This is a genomic window from Mesorhizobium sp. M1050 (genome assembly GCF_040318715.1).
In the GTDB taxonomy this organism is placed as follows: Bacteria; Pseudomonadota; Alphaproteobacteria; order Rhizobiales; family Rhizobiaceae; genus Mesorhizobium.
The window spans coordinates 1-16,144 of sequence record NZ_JAMYMV010000010.1 but is presented as its reverse complement, the minus strand read 5'-3'; the positions used below and the strand labels follow the sequence as shown (position 1 = coordinate 16,144).

Sequence of the window (16,144 nt, the reverse complement as noted above, 5' to 3'; positions counted from 1 at the left end):
TTGAGCTCTTGTGCCAACCGAATGGAAGGAGTTTGTCCAATGGTGCGTGTAGCAGTCATTGGTGCAGGGCTGATGGGCGCTGACCACGCCAAGATCGTCGTGGAGGAAATGCCGGGCGCGACCCTTCAGGTGGTCTGCGACATGGATAAAGTCCGCGCTCGCAAGGTGGCCGATGCCCATGGTGCGGCAGACGTTGCAAGTAATCCGGAAGCCGTGATTGCCCGTGCCGATGTGGATGCGGTGATCGTCGCGAGCCCGGACTTCACTCATGCGCCGCTGTCACTCGCCTGCATCAACGCGGGCAAGAAGGTGCTCTGCGAAAAGCCCCTATCGCAGTCCTCGGCCGAATGCCTCTCGATCATGCAGGCCGAACAGGAAGTTGGTCAAAAGTTCGTCCAGCTCGGCTTCATGCGGCGCTACGACCAGTCCTATGTCGAGATGAAAGAGACAATTGAAAATGGCACGCTTGGCCGAGTCCTGATGATGCACAACTTCCACCGCAATGTGGAAACGCCAGCCTCCGACTTCACCGGTGCCATGGCAATCACCAACTCCGCCCCGCATGAGTTCGACGTCGTGCGCCATGTACTTGGCACCGAATATGCCTGGATCTCTGCCTTCCAGCCGAAGCGCTCTGATCGACGCGTCGCGCCCGTCTTCATGGTCCTCGAAACCGTCGATGGCCAGCTCGTCAACATCGAGATCAACAACAACGCTGCGTACGGCTACGACGTTCGTGCCGAACTCGTGGGCGAGCAGGCGAGCATTTCCATGAGCCATGTCGCTTATACCCATCTCGAACGCTCGCTTGGCGTCCACACCGGCTACGATGCCGATTGGCGGACCCGCTATTTCGATGCCTATCGCCGCCAGAACCGCGCCTTCCTACGCTTCGTCGACACAGACGTGTTTCCCGAGATCGCATCAAGCTGCTGGGATGGCTATGCCGCAGCAGTTGCCGCCGAGGCAGGCGTGACGGCACTCGCTTCCGGGCAGAAGCAGCTCGTCACCATGATTCCCAAGCCGGAGTTCTACGCATGAAACTGGGTTTTGTGTCTGACAGCCTCGGCGGCATGCCGCTCGACGACCTTCTCGACAACGCTGCACGCATGGGCGTCTCCGGTATTGAGGTCAACACCTGCGGCTGGTCGACCGCACCGCATTTCGATCTCAAATCCATGCTGGGTAACACGGTCGCGCAGAAAGACTTCCTCAAGGGCTTTTCAGATCGTGGGATTGATGTGATCAGCCTCAATGCCAATGGCAATCCGCTTCACCCGTCCGATCCGGCTCAGGGCGAAGGTCTGAAGAACACCATCCGGGTCGCAGGCGAGATGGGCATCAATACGGTCTGCACCATGTCTGGCCTGCCTGCGGGCAATCCGTCCGATACCATGCCAAACTGGGTCGTCTCTTCCTGGCCTCCGGAAACGCAAGCTATCCTCAAATACCAGTGGGAAGAAAAACTCTTCCCGTTCTGGACCGAGATCGTGGCGCTGGCAAATGAATGCGGTGTGAGAAAGATTGCGCTCGAACTGCATGGCAACCAGTGCGTCTACAATGTGCCGTCGCTCCTGAAACTCCGTCAAGAAGTCGGCCCTGTCGTTGGCGCGAACCTGGATCCCTCGCACCTCTTCTGGATGGGAGCCGATCCGCTGATAGCAGCCGAGGCATTGGGGGAGGCCGTCTATCACGTCCATGCCAAGGACACATTCCTGAACGCTCCCAAACAGGCAGTGACCAGCCTCCTCGAAAACGGCAACCTGACCGACATTCCAGCCCGTTCCTGGTCATACATAACACTCGGCTTCGGCCACAGTGAGGAGTGGTGGCGACAGTTTTGCTATCGCTTAAAGATGGCTGGCTACGACGGCTGGCTTTCAATCGAGCATGAGGACGTGCTTCTCAACTCACTTGAGGGCCTCGAAAAATCCGTGGCCCTTCTCAAGGGTGTCATGCCGGTTGCACCGGCCGATTTCAAACTTCAGGAAATCTAAGATGAGCTTCCAACTTGCTGCTTGCGCCGAAATGCTCTGGCGCGACAAACCAATCGAATGGCGGGCAAGCCGCCTGAAGGAAATGGGCTTCGGCGTTGGCCTTTGGAACTGGCCCGCGTGGAATCTTGATGCGCTTGAAAAAACCGGTGCCACCTTCACTATCATGAATGGCTATCTCGAAGGTCGGCTCACCGATGCAGAAGGTTGTGAGATGCTTCTGGCATCTGCCACGGAAACGGCGAAGGTCGGCAAGCGGCTCGGTGTCCACCGCCTCAATCTGCATGGCACAGGGCTTGGCGACATGGGCATTCCGATCCTGAAGATCGGTGCCTTCGCGCCGGGCATGGAACAGCGGGCTCGCGATACACTCAACCGCATCTGCGATCTGGCAGAAGCCGAGGGTCAGGTCTTCACGTTGGAAAACCTCAACCCAATCGATCACCCCGGCTGCCCCTTCGGCTCGACGGCAGACGTGCTTGCGCTCGTTGCAGCCGTCAACCGCCCGCAACTGCGAATTAACCTCGATCTCTACCATACCCAGATCGGTGAAGGTGATCTTATCCGCTGGTGTAAGGCCTGCCTGCCCTGGATCGGGGAAGTTCAGGTGGCTGATAATCCCGGCCGTTGCGAGCCGGGCACGGGCGAAGTGAACTGGCATGGCGTCGCAAAAGCCCTGAAATCCATGGACTACGCGGGGCCGGTCGGTATGGAAGCCTTTGCCTCCGGTGATCCGGAAGCTGCACTCGAAGCCTTCCGCACCGCTTTCACTATCTGATGTTGTTTTCCTAAGAGGATCATCCGTGTCATCCACCATTCTGAACGTCGGCCTTTTGGGCGCAGGCCGTATTGCTGGCGTCCATGCCACCGCCATTTCCACCAATCCCGGCAGCCGCCTTGCGGCTGTCTCGGACATCAATCAGGCCGCCGCTGAGAAGATCGCCGCCCAGTATGGCGCCGAAGCCTGCTCGACCGATGCGATCCTCAATGATCCCGCCATCAATGCCGTGCTGATTGCCACCTCCACCGATACCCATTCCGACTTGATCGAGCGGGCGACGGCAGCGGGCAAGGCCGTGCTTTGTGAAAAGCCTGTCGACCTCAGCCTTGCAAGGGCACAGGCTTGCCAGAAGGTGGCCGCCGCTACCGGCAAGCCGGTGATGATCGGCTTCAACCGCCGTTTCGATCCCAACTTTGCGGCTCTCAAGGCAGCAGCCGACCGTGGTGAAATCGGCAAGACGGAACTGCTCTCGATCACCTCTTTCGACCCTGCGCCGCCGCCGATCGCCTATATCAAGGTTTCGGGTGGTCTTTTCCGCGACATGATGATCCATGATTTCGACATGGCTAATTTCGTTATGGGGACAGCGCCGGTCTCCGTCTCGGCGGTGGGTACATCGATTGTCGATCCGGAAATTGGCGCGGCAGGCGATGTCGATACCGCCGTCGTGACCCTTGCCTATGCGGATGGCCGGATCGCCGTGATCAAGAACAGCCGCCGAGCCGTCTATGGTTATGACCAGCGGCTGGAGCTTCTCGGCTCCGAAGGGCTGCTACAGGCGCAGAACATGTTGGAAAACACCTTGGTCAAGTCCACGACTTCCGGTGTCACGGGCGCAAAGCCCACCTATTTCTTCCTCGAACGCTACATGCCCGCCTATGCGGCGGAATGGGCAGCATTTGTCAACGCTGTGAAGACAGGCTCGGCTCTGCCGGTCAACCTTGATGATGGTGTCGCAGCGCTCGCCATGGCGGAAGCTGCAACCCAGTCTGCAAAGAACGGGTCTCCGGTGAAATTGGTAGAGATTCTTGGCTGAGCTTTCGGAGAAGCAAAACAATCTCTGTCGGACAACTCCTCCTATCCGATCTAGCGGCGGCCCGACCTTCGGATCGAGCCGCCGCATACTCCTGATGCCGGAGGATGCGACGCGAAGGACTCGATCAAACGAGCTGCTGCGACTACAGGTACCGGCCACAGGATATCAGCTTCAGCGATGGTGCGGACGGGAATGTTCGCCATCCGAAGGAACGTTTTCCCAGACTTCGATCCGGTCGTCCACTTGTGAAGAACGTGGATTGTGCCGGATGGCTCGTCGTCGAAGCGGGCATGATTCCGCGATCTCTCCTCCTAATACATGGCGCAGGCCTGTGTTTCCATCCACGCAAAGTTCGGGGGTTAGATGACAACCTCCAACGACCCTTCCCAATAAGTCATGGCCGAACAAGCACCGGAAGCATGATCATGAGCGCGGAAAAAACCATTCGAAACCTGACGACCATCGCCGAGCTAAAGGATATGATTGTAGCAACCAGGCTTAGCCTCCCAGAGCAACAGGAGCGCGTCGCACGCACGGCTCTCGCCCACCCGGAAATTGTAGCATTCGGCACCGCGCAATCGCTTGCGGACCGATGCGAAGTGTCGCCCTCAACCGTGGTCAGAGTGGCCACTGCTCTCGGGTTCGATAACTTCAGGGAGTTCCGACAGGTTTTCCGTCAGCACATCCGGGAGATTTCGATACGAGCGGCGGACACCCTATGCTGACAGAAAAGCCGCAATAACCGTAAGCGCTGTTGTGGGACCACCTTTCGGGAGTGGTCGCGATCTGTGAGGTTGCCGATCCTGTATTGGGATCGGAGATCGGCTTGTGTCTGGACTTGACCTTACGCTTGGCCCAGAGCGGCAGCCTCGGCGTTTCGAGGTGATAAACGGTGCTGGCGGTCGGCGTCAGTGGTCGGTGGATGACAAGGCGCGGATCATCGCGGAGACGCTGGAGCCGAACGCAGTCGTTTCCGAGGTCGCCCGCCGGTATGGCCTCAGGCCGCAGCAGGTCTTCGCCTGGCGCCGCGAAGCGGGCAAACAGGCCGCTTCGGTGCAGCAAGATTCTCCTGCCTTCGTGCCGGCGGTTGTGGCGGCGGCGGAGCCTGTAGCCAGGCATCCACCGAAGCAGCGGAAACGGCAAGCCACTCGAGACGCCGGCATGATCGAGCTTGAGATCGACGGCATCGCGATGCGGGTCGGCCGGGGCGCCGATACCAAGACGTGGCCGCAGTGATCCGCGCGCCGAAGGCGACGTCATGATCGGGCCGACGGGTGCGGTCAAGGTCATGGTGGCGACGAAGCCGGTCGACTTCCGCAAGGGCCTCAAGCGCTCATCTTTTGGAACCCACCACTTAGATCAGCAGCAGGCCCTTCATCGAGGCGTTGCCCTTGCGACCGATGATGATGTGGTCATGCACAGCGATCCCCAGCCGCTTGCCGGCGTCGATGATCTCCTTCGTCATCTCGATATCGGCTCGTGATGGTGTGGGATCGCCTGATGGGTGATTGTGGACCAGGATAATGGCGGTCGCCGAGAGTTCGAGCGCGCGCTTGATTACCTCTCGCGGGTAGACAGGCGTGTGATCGACGGTGCCTGTCTGCTGCACCTCGTCGGCGATCAGCGCGTTCTTCTTGTCGAGAAACAGGATACGGAACTGCTCGCGTGCCTCGAACGCCATGACTGATCGGCAATAGTCGAGAAGCTGCGTCCACGACGAGAGGATTTCGCGGCCGTGGACCTCGCCGCGCGCCATGCGCTGGGCGGTCGCCGCGACGATTTTCAGGTCGAGCGCCACAGCCGGGCCGATGCCCTTGACCTCCTGAAGCAGGCCAAGCGGTGCGCCAAGCACTTCAGCCAGCGTGCCGAAGCGTGCCAGCAGCGCCTTGGCCGCCGGCTTGGTGTCGGCGCGAGGAATCAGGCGAAAGAGCAGAAGTTCCAGAACTTCGTAGTCGGGCAGGGCGTCCGGACCTGCCGAGGCAAAGCGCTCGCGCAGGCGGTCGCGATGGCCGAGATAGTGCGGCTTTTCGCCGATCGCCGGCTTGGTTTTCGCCGCTGGTCGCATCGGCGCTTCGGAGAAGAAACTCCGCTCGTCGTCGTCGCTTGTGTTGCCCATATGCCCCCCGGCGCTGACATTAGAACCGTTCTGGCCCGGATTGAAACAGTTCTGTTCTCCGATCGCGAGACTATCCCGACAGATCGTGACGGCTGCCTATCAGCCTCCGGCTTCCTAATATGGCGGCCAGATGAAACCACGATTTGCGCAACAAGACTTAACATCGCTTAGCGCATGCGGCCACGTTCATCTGACATGTGACGGGATCGAAGGCTCGTTGCCTCGCTATACTTAAGCAGGGATGTTGGCCAAGCATGCGGAGGCGTGGCGCGGAACCGCGATCCTTGGTGAAGCAAGATGGCTAGCCCGCCTGCAGGAAGGCGCGGGCAAAGCCGGGCTCCACGGCTTTGATCGTTCCGTCGGGCAGCTTGAGCAGGCGGTCGATCGCGACACCGTAGAGCCTGAGGCGCTCTTCGAGCAGGCGCGCGGCCTCCTCGATGTTTCCTTGGTCGGCCTGACGAAGAGCGCGATGCATCACGTCGCGAAAGATCAGCCTGATCTGCAGCAGCATGTCGGCGAACGCCAAGGGATCGGGTACGTCAAAAGCGTCCTCTTCGCTACCCTTCTTCAGCAGATCAGCTATCAACGGTAGGGCAAGCTCCCTGGCAGCCAGATCGACCCGGTGGAAGAGCACGACGTTCTCAGGTCGAAACAGGACCGCAAAGGTCGTCCTGAGCTGCGGCGCGAGCTCGACATTCAGCCGCTGCGAACCTGCGAAAAGCGCGTTGAGCCGGCCGACTGGTCCGAGCGACGGATCGTCGAGCATCGGTTGCAACTCGGCGAGGCTGTCGCGGGCAAGCCGCGCCGCGAGCGCCTCCAGCAGCGCCTCCTTGGAGGCGAAGTAGTGGTAGAAGGCACCTTTCGACAGGCCAGCCGCGCGGATGATGTCTTCTACCGTCGTATCGTCATAACCGCGCTCGAAGAACAGGCGCTGTGCGCAGTCGAGAAGCTCGGCAGAGCGTATTTCAGGCGCTTTTCTTGCTCTGGCCAATAAGGTTTCCCGCGACGGCTTTCCTGAAAAACGTGATCGACGGACCGGAACGCGGCAGCCGCCAAGACGTTCTCCCGTACTATAGACCGACGGTCGGTCTGACGCCACAGGTCTCGCCAAAAAGGGAGCACTGCATGCGGTTGAGGCGCTGGATTGCGGGTATGGCCATCGTTGCGGTGGCGGCAGGCGGTGCCGCGGCCTGGCATTTTCTGAGGCCGATACCTGTCTCGGTGGTGACCGCCAAGCGCGGCGACGCCGCCGAGATCGTCTATGCCAGCGGCGCAGTCGAGCCCAAGACCTGGGCCAAGGTGGCGCCGGTGGTGCGCGAGAGGATCATAGAGCAGTGCGACTGCGAGGGATCGCGGGTCGAGCGCGGCCATGTGCTCGCCAAGCTTGACGACAGCGAAGCGAAGGCCGTGCTTGGCGAACTTGAGGCGCGGCGGGCGCTCGCCGAACAGGAGCTCCAACGCCAAACCGTGCTCGCGCAAAAAAATGCAGCGAGCCAACAGGCGCTCGATCGCGCGCGTAGCGAACTATCGCAGATAGAAGCGCAGCTTGCCGCGCAGAAGGCACGGCTTGAGACTTACATATTGCGGGCGCCGAGTCCCGGCGTCGTGTTGAGGCAAGACGGCGAGGTGGGCGAGATCGCGGAGCTCGGCACCGTGCTGTTCTGGGTCGGCGAGCCGCGTCCGCTGCGGGTGGTCGCGGACGTCAACGAGGAGGATATTGCGCGCGTCGAGGTCGGCCAGCGAGTGCTCCTCAGGGCCGATGCATTCCTCGGGCAGAATCTCGAGGCGGCGGTTGACAGCATCACGCCCAAGGGCGACCCGACGACGAAAACCTATCGCGTCTATCTGCACCTGCCCGACGACACGCCGCTGAGGATCGGCATGTCGACCGACGTCAATGTCGTCACCCGTGAAGCGAAGAACGTGCTGTTGATACCCTCGGCTGCGGTCCAGGGGAACGACGTATTCGTGGTCCAAGGCGACAGGGCGCGGCGGCTCGAGATCCGCGCCGGCATCCGCGGCGTCGACGGTGTCGAGGTGTGGTCCGGCATTGGCGAGCAGGAGCGGGTCGTTTCGCCCTACCCAGCGGACCTTGCCGACGGCGCGCGCGTCGCGGCCCGAGAATCGTGAGGTGGAAATGCCGCTGATCCTCGACATCGCAGTCACGCACATCGCCGGCCGCGGCCGGCAGACGCTCGTCGCGGTGATCGGCGTGGCGGTCGGCGTCGGCTTCTCGATCGCCATGGCAGCGCTCATGCAGGGCGGCCAGGACGACTTCGTGCGCCAACTCGTCGACACGATGCCCCATGTCGACATCACCGACGAACAACGCACTGCCCGACGCCAGCCGGCCGAGGATATATTCGACACTGTCGCGATCTCGGGGCTGAGGCCGCGTGACGACCGCCGCGGCATCATCAACCCGACCGAGGCGACCGCCTGGCTGGAGAGCTGGATTCCCGGACGCTACGCGCCGAGCCTCAAGACACAGGGCGTGATCCGCTATTCCAGCCGCGAGGTGGGCGCGACCATCATCGGCGTCGAGCCGGAGCGCGAGCCCGGCGTATCGCCGATCGTGGAGGATTTCGTCCAAGGCAGCTTCGCCGCACTTGCGGCCGGCGGCAACAATGTGCTCGTCGGCGACACCATGGCGAACCGGCTCGGCGCCGGGCTTGGCGACACGATCACGGCGGTTTCCTCGCAAGGCCAGGCGCGCAATTTCAAGATCGCCGGGCTGTTCCACACCGGCACGACCCAGCGCGACGAGAGCGAGGCCTACATTCTTCTAAAGAACGCGCAGATCGTGTCCGTGCGGCCGAACGCGATCAACGAAATCCGCATCAAGCTCGATGATCCGAACCGCGCGCCCGCGGTGGCGAGGCGGGCTGAAGCCGAGCTCGGCTACAAGGCCGTGGCGTGGCAAGAGGCCAACGAATCCATCCTTGAAGCCTTCGTCATCCGCAACGTCATCATGTACACCGTGGTCGGCGCGATCATGCTGGTGGCCGGCTTCGGCATTTTCAACATCATCTCCACCATCACACACGAGAAGGCGCGCGACATCGCCATCATGAAGTCGCTCGGTTTCCCCGAGGCCGACATGCGCCGGCTGTTCCTGCTGGAAGGGGTGGCGATCGGCGCCGGCGGTTCGGCGCTCGGCTGGGTGCTCGGCTTCGCGATGGTCTACGCGCTGTCGCTGGTTCGCTTCGAGATCGCCGCGACCGGCCAGGAGATGACGCATCTGCCCATCGCCTGGAGCGTGCTGCATTACGTCATCGCCACGGGCTTCGCGGTCGGTTCGGCGGCGGTGGCCGGATATCTGCCGGCGCGTCGGGCGGCGATGCAAAACCCGGTCGACATCATCAGAGGCGCGACATGACCACGCTGGTCGAGACCGAAGGGCTGATGCGCATCCTGCCGGAAACAGTCCCCGTTACGCTGGTCGAGGACATCACGCTTGAGATCCGCGAGAAGGAGTTCATCGCCGTCACCGGTCCATCCGGCTCAGGCAAGTCGTCGCTTCTCTATCTGCTCGGGCTGCTCGATCGGCCGACCCGTGGGACTCTGAAGATCGGTGGCCGTGACGCCGGTCCCATGGACGAAAGGGAGCGGGCAAGAACGCGGCTTGAGATGCTCGGCTTTGTGTTCCAGTTCCACTTCCTGCTGCCCGAATTCACTGTGCGTGAGAATGTCGAGATCCCGATGCGCAAGCTCGGCAGATTAAAGCGAGAAGAGATGCGCGAGCGCGCCGGCGAGTTGCTTGGCTCGCTGGGACTTGCCGAGCATCTGGACAAGCGGCCCGACCAGCTCTCGGGTGGTCAGCGCCAGCGTGTGGCGGTGGCGCGCTCGCTCGCCAATGACCCGCCGCTCATCCTCGCCGACGAGCCGACGGGAAGCCTCGACTCCAAGAGCTCCGAGCAGGTGTTCACAATTCTCGAAAAACTGGTGCGCGATCGTGGCAAGACAGTCGTCGCGGTCACGCACAATCTCGATATGGCAGAGCGGATGGACCGCCGCCTCCATATCGTCGATGGCAAAATCGAGTGAGGGTGGATCGATTCTCAGGCGAGACCTGCCTGCATGCACCGGCTTTCTGTTGCTAATGGCGATGCGTTGCTTCGGGTCTATTGTTGTGGACCTTTGCTCAATAGAAGCCCGGCACACTTGAGGCGAATGGCGAATTTATTTTCCCAGAACTGAAACGCTTCGTGTGCGTCAAGTACACGGCCTGGTGGCCTCATTATCCATTTGCCGAGCGGAGCAGAGGGAGGGTGTGTCAAGTCGAACAACGTGGAGGTAAAATATGTCATGGCAAATGGATGGTACAGGCTGCGGAAAATGGTAAGCTGACAAAGTACTTTATTCGGAAATCAGGCGACGCCGAGAGTCAATCCGAAGAACTGCACCTGGTTTCTGTTGCATGGAATCCGCAAAATATCGATAAAATCTGAATTGGAGGAAAAATCTGTGGGTGACTTCGACAAGAGATCCAGCGAAACATCAGATTTCGTGGTCACCTACGTTCTCCGCCACCTCGAGTATTCTGATAGCGGAGTTGCTGTTTCGCTAATCGATACGCAGGGAAGCCGCATTCGCCTCCACCTAACGACCGTCACCGCTGAAATGCTTTGCGAACGAATTGCAGATGCGCTGGAATCCCGATACGGCAAATCATAAAGGACAATTGTTGATCGATTGCTCCGTGCCAGTTCGTTTTGTGTTTTCGAACCATTCTTCAAGGAAGATGCGTCGCGCGGCATTGCATCGAAGCATGGCTTCGGCCTGGGCCTCTCGATCGTTGCCGACATCATCGAGGTCACGGCGGCAGGATCGAATTGCAGGACAACCAACCCAACGGACTGGTCGTCACCTACGACCTGCCGAAATGCTACGGGTGTCCAATCGTCATAAGACGATCTCACGTCCAGTCGGGCATGACGCCGTGCTCTACGCAAACGGCCGGGATTGAGGTGCCAGCGCCGCCCTACACGACAAAGCTCTAGGCCGGCAGGCCCGGACGGTCGAGTTTTTTGGGCGACAGCGTGAAAATCTCGCAACCGGTGTCGGTGACGCCAATCGTGTGCTCGTATTGCGCCGACAGCGAGCGGTCGCGCGTCACCGCGGTCCAGCCGTCCGACAGAACCTTCACGTGCGGCCGGCCGAGATTGATCATCGGCTCGACGGTGAAGATCATGCCGGGCCGCATCTCGACGCCCTCATTGGCGCTGCCGTAGTGCAGGATGTTCGGCGCATCATGGAAAAGCTGGCCGACGCCGTGGCCGCAGAAGTCGCGCACCACCGAGCAGCGCTCGCCCTCGGCATAGGTCTGGATGGCAGCACCGATGGCGCCGGTGCGTGCGCCTGGCCTGATCGCCGCAATACCACGCATCAGGCATTCATGCGTGACTTCGAGCAAGCGCTCGGCGGCGCGCTTGATCGTGCCGACTGGATACATGCGCGAGGAATCGCCGTGCCAGCCGTCCAGGATATAGGTGACGTCGATGTTGACGATGTCGCCATCCTTGAGCGGCTTGTTGTCGGGAATGCCATGGCAAACGACATGATTGATCGAGGTGCACGACGATTTCGTGTAGCCGCGATAGTTGAGTGTCGCCGGCAGAGCGCCATTGTCCATGCCGAATTCGAAGACGAAGCGATCGATGGTTTCGGTGGTGACACCGGGCTCGATCATCGGCACCAGCTCGTCGAGGCAGCGCGCGGTGAGATCGCAAGCCTTGCGCATGCCGGCAAAGCCTTCCTCGCCATAAAGGCGGATCTGGCCGGTGTTTCTGAGTGGTGCCGTGGCTGCGTCGAGATAGGTGACCATTTTGTCCGTTTAAGCGGTAGGGCCCTGCAAGAGAGCCGATGTGAAAATCTCCCCAGATTTGGCACTTGAGGGCAGAAGGTTCAAGGAAGAACTGCCCAATGCGGCCGCACTTCGGGATATTCCTCTTGCATGGGGCTATGTCTAGCCGATTTTTGCGCGGCTTGCTTTTCCCTTCTGACGATCCCAAGTGACGACACATTTCTGGGCCAAAAGCCGGTCAAAGCAATTTTTTGACGACGAACGGCATTGCCGCCCCGGTGACGCCAGTTCGGGAGACGTGGGATGGACAGATTGCAATTCGAGGTGCCTGTGCGCATCGCACCCGGACCCGGCCTGCCAGTCGAGGAAATCTACGGGGTCGAACAGGCGCTCGATTTTCTGCAGGACTGGCCTGCGCGCCATCAGGGCCCGATTTATCAGAAAGCTTTCAACGCCTGCTTTGGCGCCACGGTGGACGTGGTCAAGACCGAGGATGCGTGCCGGGCGTTCATGGCGTTTTGCCGGGCGAGCAGGCTGATGGCCAGGGACATGATGACGCCGCGCAAGCGCGACGGTGGGTCGAGGGCGCTCCAGGCCTGAGGGCTGCCACCGTTTCGCCTTGTCCGATTGCAACGCGCACCAACGTCAGCGCCGTTAAGCTTCCGTTTCCACCTTGCCGGCTACGCCATTGCTTGTTGGCAATGGTTGATTCGTTGCGTCTGTCTCATGGTTCGGAAGATGTCCCCAGAAAAAGTTCGTGCATTCCCGATCGACCGTCAGGTGTTCTTGGTCAGAGAAGTTGCCGCGAAGCTCTGCAACCTGCACGGCGAAACCGCCACCTCCTTCTGGAGAGCGAAGGCATCGGAGTTGCTCGCTCTCGTTGTCGGATCCGGCAGGGACAGAACAGCAGCCAGCGACGAAGTGCGCAGGTTCTTCCTGGCCGTACAGAGAGAGATGTCGGCTGGGGCAGTCGCGGAGACGATGCCAGTTCTTTCCGCTTGAAAAAAAGCCGCACCGGCGAACCGGCGCGGGCCACAAGGAGTGTCACGTCAAAGCGCCACGACCCCAAAGCTCTCTATTCCGTAGAGCCAGTGGTTTCGTCCGATGAGTCATCCGTCGTGTCTGCCGGATCTTCAGTTGCGTTCTTCGCCAAGAGCTTGTCCAAGGCTGCCTGCAGGGACAGCGTAGCCTGCGGTGATGCCGGCGTGGTCGCCACGACGCTGAGCGCTTTTGTCAAACCACTGGTCGAAGGATCTCTTGCCGCCGCGGATGTCGCAGCTCCATGCCCCTGCGATCCAGCTCCGGCTGAATTCCCGCCGTTACCGTTCCCACTGCCGTGGCCGCCGCCATTACCATTGCCGCCAGGACCCGCAAAGGCCGGAGAGGCGAGAAGTGCGAGCGCCGCAACCGCTGCGAGCAGATTGGTTCGATTTTTCATGGTCCATCCTTCGAGTCGGCCGTCCCGCTCGGTGAATCATGCGACGTCGTCGATGAACCCGCCAGACGGACCTTGGTCCCCGATTTGCCGCGCATAAGTCCCATTGCGAAGGTGAGCCGGCCGATCCTTGCCTCCGGCTCTGCAATCGTGCTGTTAGCAAACGGTAAACTATCCTCGGAACTCATCCATCGGGGCATGGCCTTTAAGTCGTCTGTTGCCTTGCATGCTCGCTGATCAGACAACGAACCCATTTTTTTGAGGACAACAGATAGCTGATCAAAAATGAACTGAACTTTTTAGCCATTCGTTCATACATGCGTGCTTTCTAATCTAGGTTATGACCTTCATTTGCTTCACCCGGATTCGACGTATTGCGAACGGTATTCGCCGGGGAACAAGCGCAAATGTCGCCACCATTTTTGCCCTGACCTTGCCCATTGTGGTCGGTGCCGCGGGCTTCGGTGTCGAGACCTCCTATTGGTACTACAACAGCCTGAGATTGCAGGCGACGGCCGATGCCGCCGCCTATGCCGGCGCGCTTGAACAGATCTCAGGTTCCGACAAGCCGACCATCGTCGCGGCCGCGACCCAGTCGGCCGCCACGAATGGGCTGGGCTCGGGCACGATCGTCGTCAACACGCCGCCGACGTCGGGACCGAATACGACGAAGAAAGCAGTCGAGGTCATAGTCCGCCAGAACCTCGACCGGATGTTCACCTCAATCTTCACCCAGGCCCAGGTTCCCGAGCAGGCGAGGGCGGTGGCCCTGATCACCGACGCCTCAAAGGCCTGCATGGAAGCGCTCGATCCGACCGCCTCGCAGGCTGTAGGGTTTTCCGGCAATACCAGCGTTAAGGTCACACACTGCGTCATCATGTCCAATTCGAACGCCCCGGACGCCATCAAGCTTCAGGGCTCGGCGGCCCTCCAGGTCGATTGCCTGATATCGGCGGGCGGTGTCTCTCTTAGCAATCCCGTCACCACGGTCTGCGCCGCGCCGATCACCCAGGCGCTGCCCGCCAGCGACCCATTTGCCGACCTACCAACGCCGGCGGCCAGCAACCCGTGCAAGAATATTAACGGCAACAAGACGACGCAGACAATCCAGCCCGGGACCTATTGCGGTGGCATGAACCTCAACGGCACCATCACGCTTTCTCCCGGCGTCTATGTCGTGCAGGGCAATTTGAAGATCAACGCGGGTGCGGTCATTTTGGGCAGCGGGGTTACCATCTTCATGCAAGGCAGCAACACCGTCAGCATGAACGGCAACGCCACGGTGACGCTGAGCGCGCCGACCTCAGGCACCTATTCCGGGGTGCTGTTCTATGGCGACAGGACGGGGACCGCGGCGCAGAGCACCTTCAACGGCACGGCGGACTCGCTTTTGACCGGCGCGCTCTATTTTCCCAAGCAACAAGTCAATTACCTCGGCAATTTCTCGGGCAACAGCGGCTGCACCCAGGTGGTTGCCAACACGATTCAATGGTCCGGCAGCGCGACTGTCAATCAGAATTGCTCGAGCCTCGGAATGCGCGACATTCCAGCCGCGCAGTCCGTGGCACTGGCCGAGTAGCTACGTGGAACGCCGATCGACGCCGATCCTTGGAGATGATGCGGGCGTTGCGGCGGTCGAGTTCGCGCTGGTCCTGCCCATCCTTTGCCTCGTGCTGCTTGGTATTCTGGACGGCTGGTCCTACGTAACGAGTTCGCTGTCGATGCGCGCTGGCGTGAAGACTGCGGCGAACTTGATCATGGCAGGATCGACCAACGATACGGCGACGCAGGCCGTTGCCATTTCGAGTTGGGAGAATCGGCCGGAGGACGGTCAGGTCACGCTAAGCCGGATCTACATGTGCGGGACGACCGTGGTCGACGCTTCCACCATGTGCAGTGGGCCGAAGGCGCCATCGGTCTATGTTCAGATCCAGGCAACGGCCACCTGGTTGCCGCCCGTCGCCTTCGGTGCCTTTTCCGGTTCCAGCACCATCGGCCATCTGGAGGTGATCCGTGTCCGCTAAGACGAACGCGTTCAGTCAGGATCGGTCGGGCGGGGCTGGGTTGGAGTTCGCGCTGATCGCGCCTTTCCTCGTCATGCTGCTGTTCGGGATCTTCGCCTTCGGCTGGTCGATGCACTCCGTGTCCAGCGTTCGCTATGTGTTGGAGACATCATCACGCTCGTTGCAGCTTCAGAACACGCTGACCCAAGCCGACATCCAATCGATCGTCACGCAGAAACTGCAGGCGTTGGGTTTGACGGATGTGAATGTCACGATCGTCATCGACCCGGCGAGTGGTGGCTTCCGCATGGCGCATCTGACCGCCACCTACGCCTTCGTCGTCGATTTCCCTTACTTCAGCAACTTCCCGATCAACTACGCGACCACCGTAACCGTGCCGCTGGTCGGTTAGGCTGCCCAGTGTGGGAACGCGGCGGTCGCACCGCTGTCCCGTGTTTTTGCCAACCCGTGAAGAGGGCGCGTTAACCGGCGGGCGCCCCTTCTCAGTATAGGCTCTTGCCGCAACGCCGCCTTTGTCACGGTCGCGTCAACCGGCCGGCACCTTGCAAGCTGCGTTTGGAAAGTTCTGGTACGCCCAAGGGGAATCGAACCCCTGTTACCGCCGTGAAAGGGCGGTGTCCTAACCGCTAGACGATGGGCGCGCTCAGACGAAGCGGCTTATACTGGCGTTGCGCGCAACCGGCAACCCGTCAGGCGCCACCTTGGACAACTTTTTTCCGGCTTGTAAAAACGGCACATTCGCCAGGGCTGAGCAAGGTGCCAGCATGACTTGGCGATCAGCGGGGACGCCCATCGCTTCGTCATCCACTGGGCGGAACAAGGAGCGCGGCGACCAGACCCCAAGATGACGAAGTGCAGGAGGCTAGGCTAGTGCGCATCCATAAACGCTGTTTTTGCGAGTGTTCTGAGCCAGTTTGGCGGCCCAATTCATGCTGTTCTTGCGGCGCGTTAT

The 16,144-nt window shown here is 60.6% G+C and carries 18 protein-coding genes, 1 tRNA gene and 1 pseudogene; 15 read left to right on the top strand and 5 right to left on the bottom strand.

What is annotated here, in order from left to right; all coding sequences use genetic code 11:
* Positions 1-39: 39 nt before the first annotated feature.
* The 6 genes from NKH57_RS08570 to tnpA all read left to right on the top strand — a co-directional run bounded on the left by NKH57_RS08570 (position 40) and on the right by tnpA (position 5,047).
* On the top strand, positions 40-1,041 hold the full coding sequence (locus NKH57_RS08570; protein WP_352726792.1) for a Gfo/Idh/MocA family protein: 1,002 nt from the start codon (positions 40-42) through the stop codon (positions 1,039-1,041).
* Complete coding sequence (locus NKH57_RS08565) at positions 1,038-1,997, top strand: sugar phosphate isomerase/epimerase family protein (protein WP_023757592.1); 960 nt, start codon at positions 1,038-1,040, stop codon at positions 1,995-1,997. Before NKH57_RS08570 ends, NKH57_RS08565 begins: the two co-directional genes overlap by 4 nt.
* A 1-nt stretch (position 1,998) precedes the next feature.
* Positions 1,999-2,772 (top strand): TIM barrel protein, encoded by a 774-nt coding sequence (locus tag NKH57_RS08560; RefSeq protein ID WP_023757591.1) that lies wholly within the window; start codon positions 1,999-2,001, stop codon positions 2,770-2,772.
* A gap of 37 nt (positions 2,773-2,809) precedes the next feature.
* A complete protein-coding gene (iolG, locus tag NKH57_RS08555) occupies positions 2,810-3,811 on the top strand; it encodes an inositol 2-dehydrogenase (protein WP_352943623.1) in 1,002 nt (333 codons plus the stop codon).
* Positions 3,812-3,915: 104 nt separating this feature from the next.
* A complete protein-coding gene (locus NKH57_RS08550) occupies positions 3,916-4,536 on the top strand; it encodes a MurR/RpiR family transcriptional regulator (RefSeq protein WP_352943509.1) in 621 nt (206 codons plus the stop codon).
* A 103-nt stretch (positions 4,537-4,639) separates the two neighbouring features.
* Positions 4,640-5,047, top strand: coding sequence for an IS66-like element accessory protein TnpA (tnpA, locus tag NKH57_RS33845; protein ID WP_502907270.1), 408 nt, complete (start codon positions 4,640-4,642; stop codon positions 5,045-5,047).
* A 118-nt stretch (positions 5,048-5,165) separates the two neighbouring features.
* Here tnpA and radC read toward each other — a convergent pair whose 3' ends face one another.
* Positions 5,166-5,927: a RadC family protein gene (radC, locus tag NKH57_RS08540; protein WP_352827790.1), complete on the bottom strand. Its 762-nt coding sequence runs from the start codon at positions 5,925-5,927 to the stop codon at positions 5,166-5,168.
* Between the two features lie 301 nt (positions 5,928-6,228).
* Positions 6,229-6,918, bottom strand: coding sequence for a TetR/AcrR family transcriptional regulator (locus NKH57_RS08535; protein ID WP_352827788.1), 690 nt, complete (start codon positions 6,916-6,918; stop codon positions 6,229-6,231).
* 134 nt (positions 6,919-7,052) lie between these two features.
* On the opposite strand from NKH57_RS08535, the gene NKH57_RS08530 reads away from it, so the two are divergent.
* From NKH57_RS08530 to NKH57_RS08515, 4 genes and pseudogenes are all read left to right on the top strand, one after another.
* The gene (locus NKH57_RS08530) at positions 7,053-8,057 is read left to right on the top strand and encodes an efflux RND transporter periplasmic adaptor subunit (RefSeq protein ID WP_352943506.1); all 1,005 of its coding nucleotides are present in this window, start codon (positions 7,053-7,055) and stop codon (positions 8,055-8,057) included.
* A 7-nt stretch (positions 8,058-8,064) separates the two neighbouring features.
* Positions 8,065-9,306 carry an ABC transporter permease gene (locus tag NKH57_RS08525; RefSeq protein ID WP_352943504.1) on the top strand — a complete coding sequence of 414 codons (1,242 nt, stop codon included), beginning with the start codon at positions 8,065-8,067 and terminating at the stop codon, positions 9,304-9,306.
* Entirely contained in the window at positions 9,303-9,974 is a 672-nt protein-coding gene (locus NKH57_RS08520; protein WP_023757584.1) for an ABC transporter ATP-binding protein, read from the top strand. Before NKH57_RS08525 ends, NKH57_RS08520 begins: the two co-directional genes overlap by 4 nt.
* Before the next feature lie 672 nt (positions 9,975-10,646).
* Positions 10,647-10,838: pseudogene (locus tag NKH57_RS08515) on the top strand (sensor histidine kinase); the annotation flags it as partial.
* Positions 10,839-10,926: 88 nt separating this feature from the next.
* On the opposite strand, the gene map reads toward NKH57_RS08515, so the two are convergent.
* Entirely contained in the window at positions 10,927-11,754 is an 828-nt protein-coding gene (map, locus tag NKH57_RS08510; protein WP_352943502.1) for a type I methionyl aminopeptidase, read from the bottom strand.
* A 282-nt stretch (positions 11,755-12,036) separates the two neighbouring features.
* On the opposite strand from map, the gene NKH57_RS08505 reads away from it, so the two are divergent.
* Together NKH57_RS08505 and NKH57_RS08500 are read left to right on the top strand one after the other, a co-directional pair.
* Positions 12,037-12,333, top strand: a complete 297-nt coding sequence (locus tag NKH57_RS08505; protein WP_352943500.1) for a DUF982 domain-containing protein — start codon at positions 12,037-12,039, stop codon at positions 12,331-12,333.
* A gap of 126 nt (positions 12,334-12,459) precedes the next feature.
* Positions 12,460-12,735 (top strand): DUF6074 family protein, encoded by a 276-nt coding sequence (locus NKH57_RS08500; RefSeq protein WP_352943498.1) that lies wholly within the window; start codon positions 12,460-12,462, stop codon positions 12,733-12,735.
* A 73-nt stretch (positions 12,736-12,808) separates the two neighbouring features.
* On the opposite strand, the gene NKH57_RS08495 is transcribed toward NKH57_RS08500, so the two are convergent.
* On the bottom strand, positions 12,809-13,171 hold the full coding sequence (locus NKH57_RS08495; protein WP_352943496.1) for a hypothetical protein: 363 nt from the start codon (positions 13,169-13,171) through the stop codon (positions 12,809-12,811).
* Between the two features lie 337 nt (positions 13,172-13,508).
* Between NKH57_RS08495 and NKH57_RS08490 the strand changes: the two genes are divergently transcribed.
* Genes NKH57_RS08490 through NKH57_RS08480 form a run of 3 tightly spaced genes read left to right on the top strand, consistent with a single transcriptional unit; the run spans position 13,509 to position 15,583 of the window.
* Positions 13,509-14,747 carry a pilus assembly protein TadG-related protein gene (locus NKH57_RS08490; RefSeq protein WP_023757579.1) on the top strand — a complete coding sequence of 413 codons (1,239 nt, stop codon included), beginning with the start codon at positions 13,509-13,511 and terminating at the stop codon, positions 14,745-14,747.
* A 4-nt stretch (positions 14,748-14,751) separates the two neighbouring features.
* Positions 14,752-15,192 (top strand): TadE/TadG family type IV pilus assembly protein, encoded by a 441-nt coding sequence (locus NKH57_RS08485; protein WP_023757578.1) that lies wholly within the window; start codon positions 14,752-14,754, stop codon positions 15,190-15,192.
* Complete coding sequence (locus tag NKH57_RS08480; protein ID WP_352943494.1) at positions 15,182-15,583, top strand: TadE/TadG family type IV pilus assembly protein; 402 nt, start codon at positions 15,182-15,184, stop codon at positions 15,581-15,583. Before NKH57_RS08485 ends, NKH57_RS08480 begins: the two co-directional genes overlap by 11 nt.
* Positions 15,584-15,758: 175 nt before the next feature.
* Here the strand turns inward: NKH57_RS08480 and NKH57_RS08475 are convergent.
* Positions 15,759-15,833, bottom strand: a tRNA-Glu gene (locus NKH57_RS08475).
* Between the last annotated feature and the right edge of the window lie 311 nt (positions 15,834-16,144).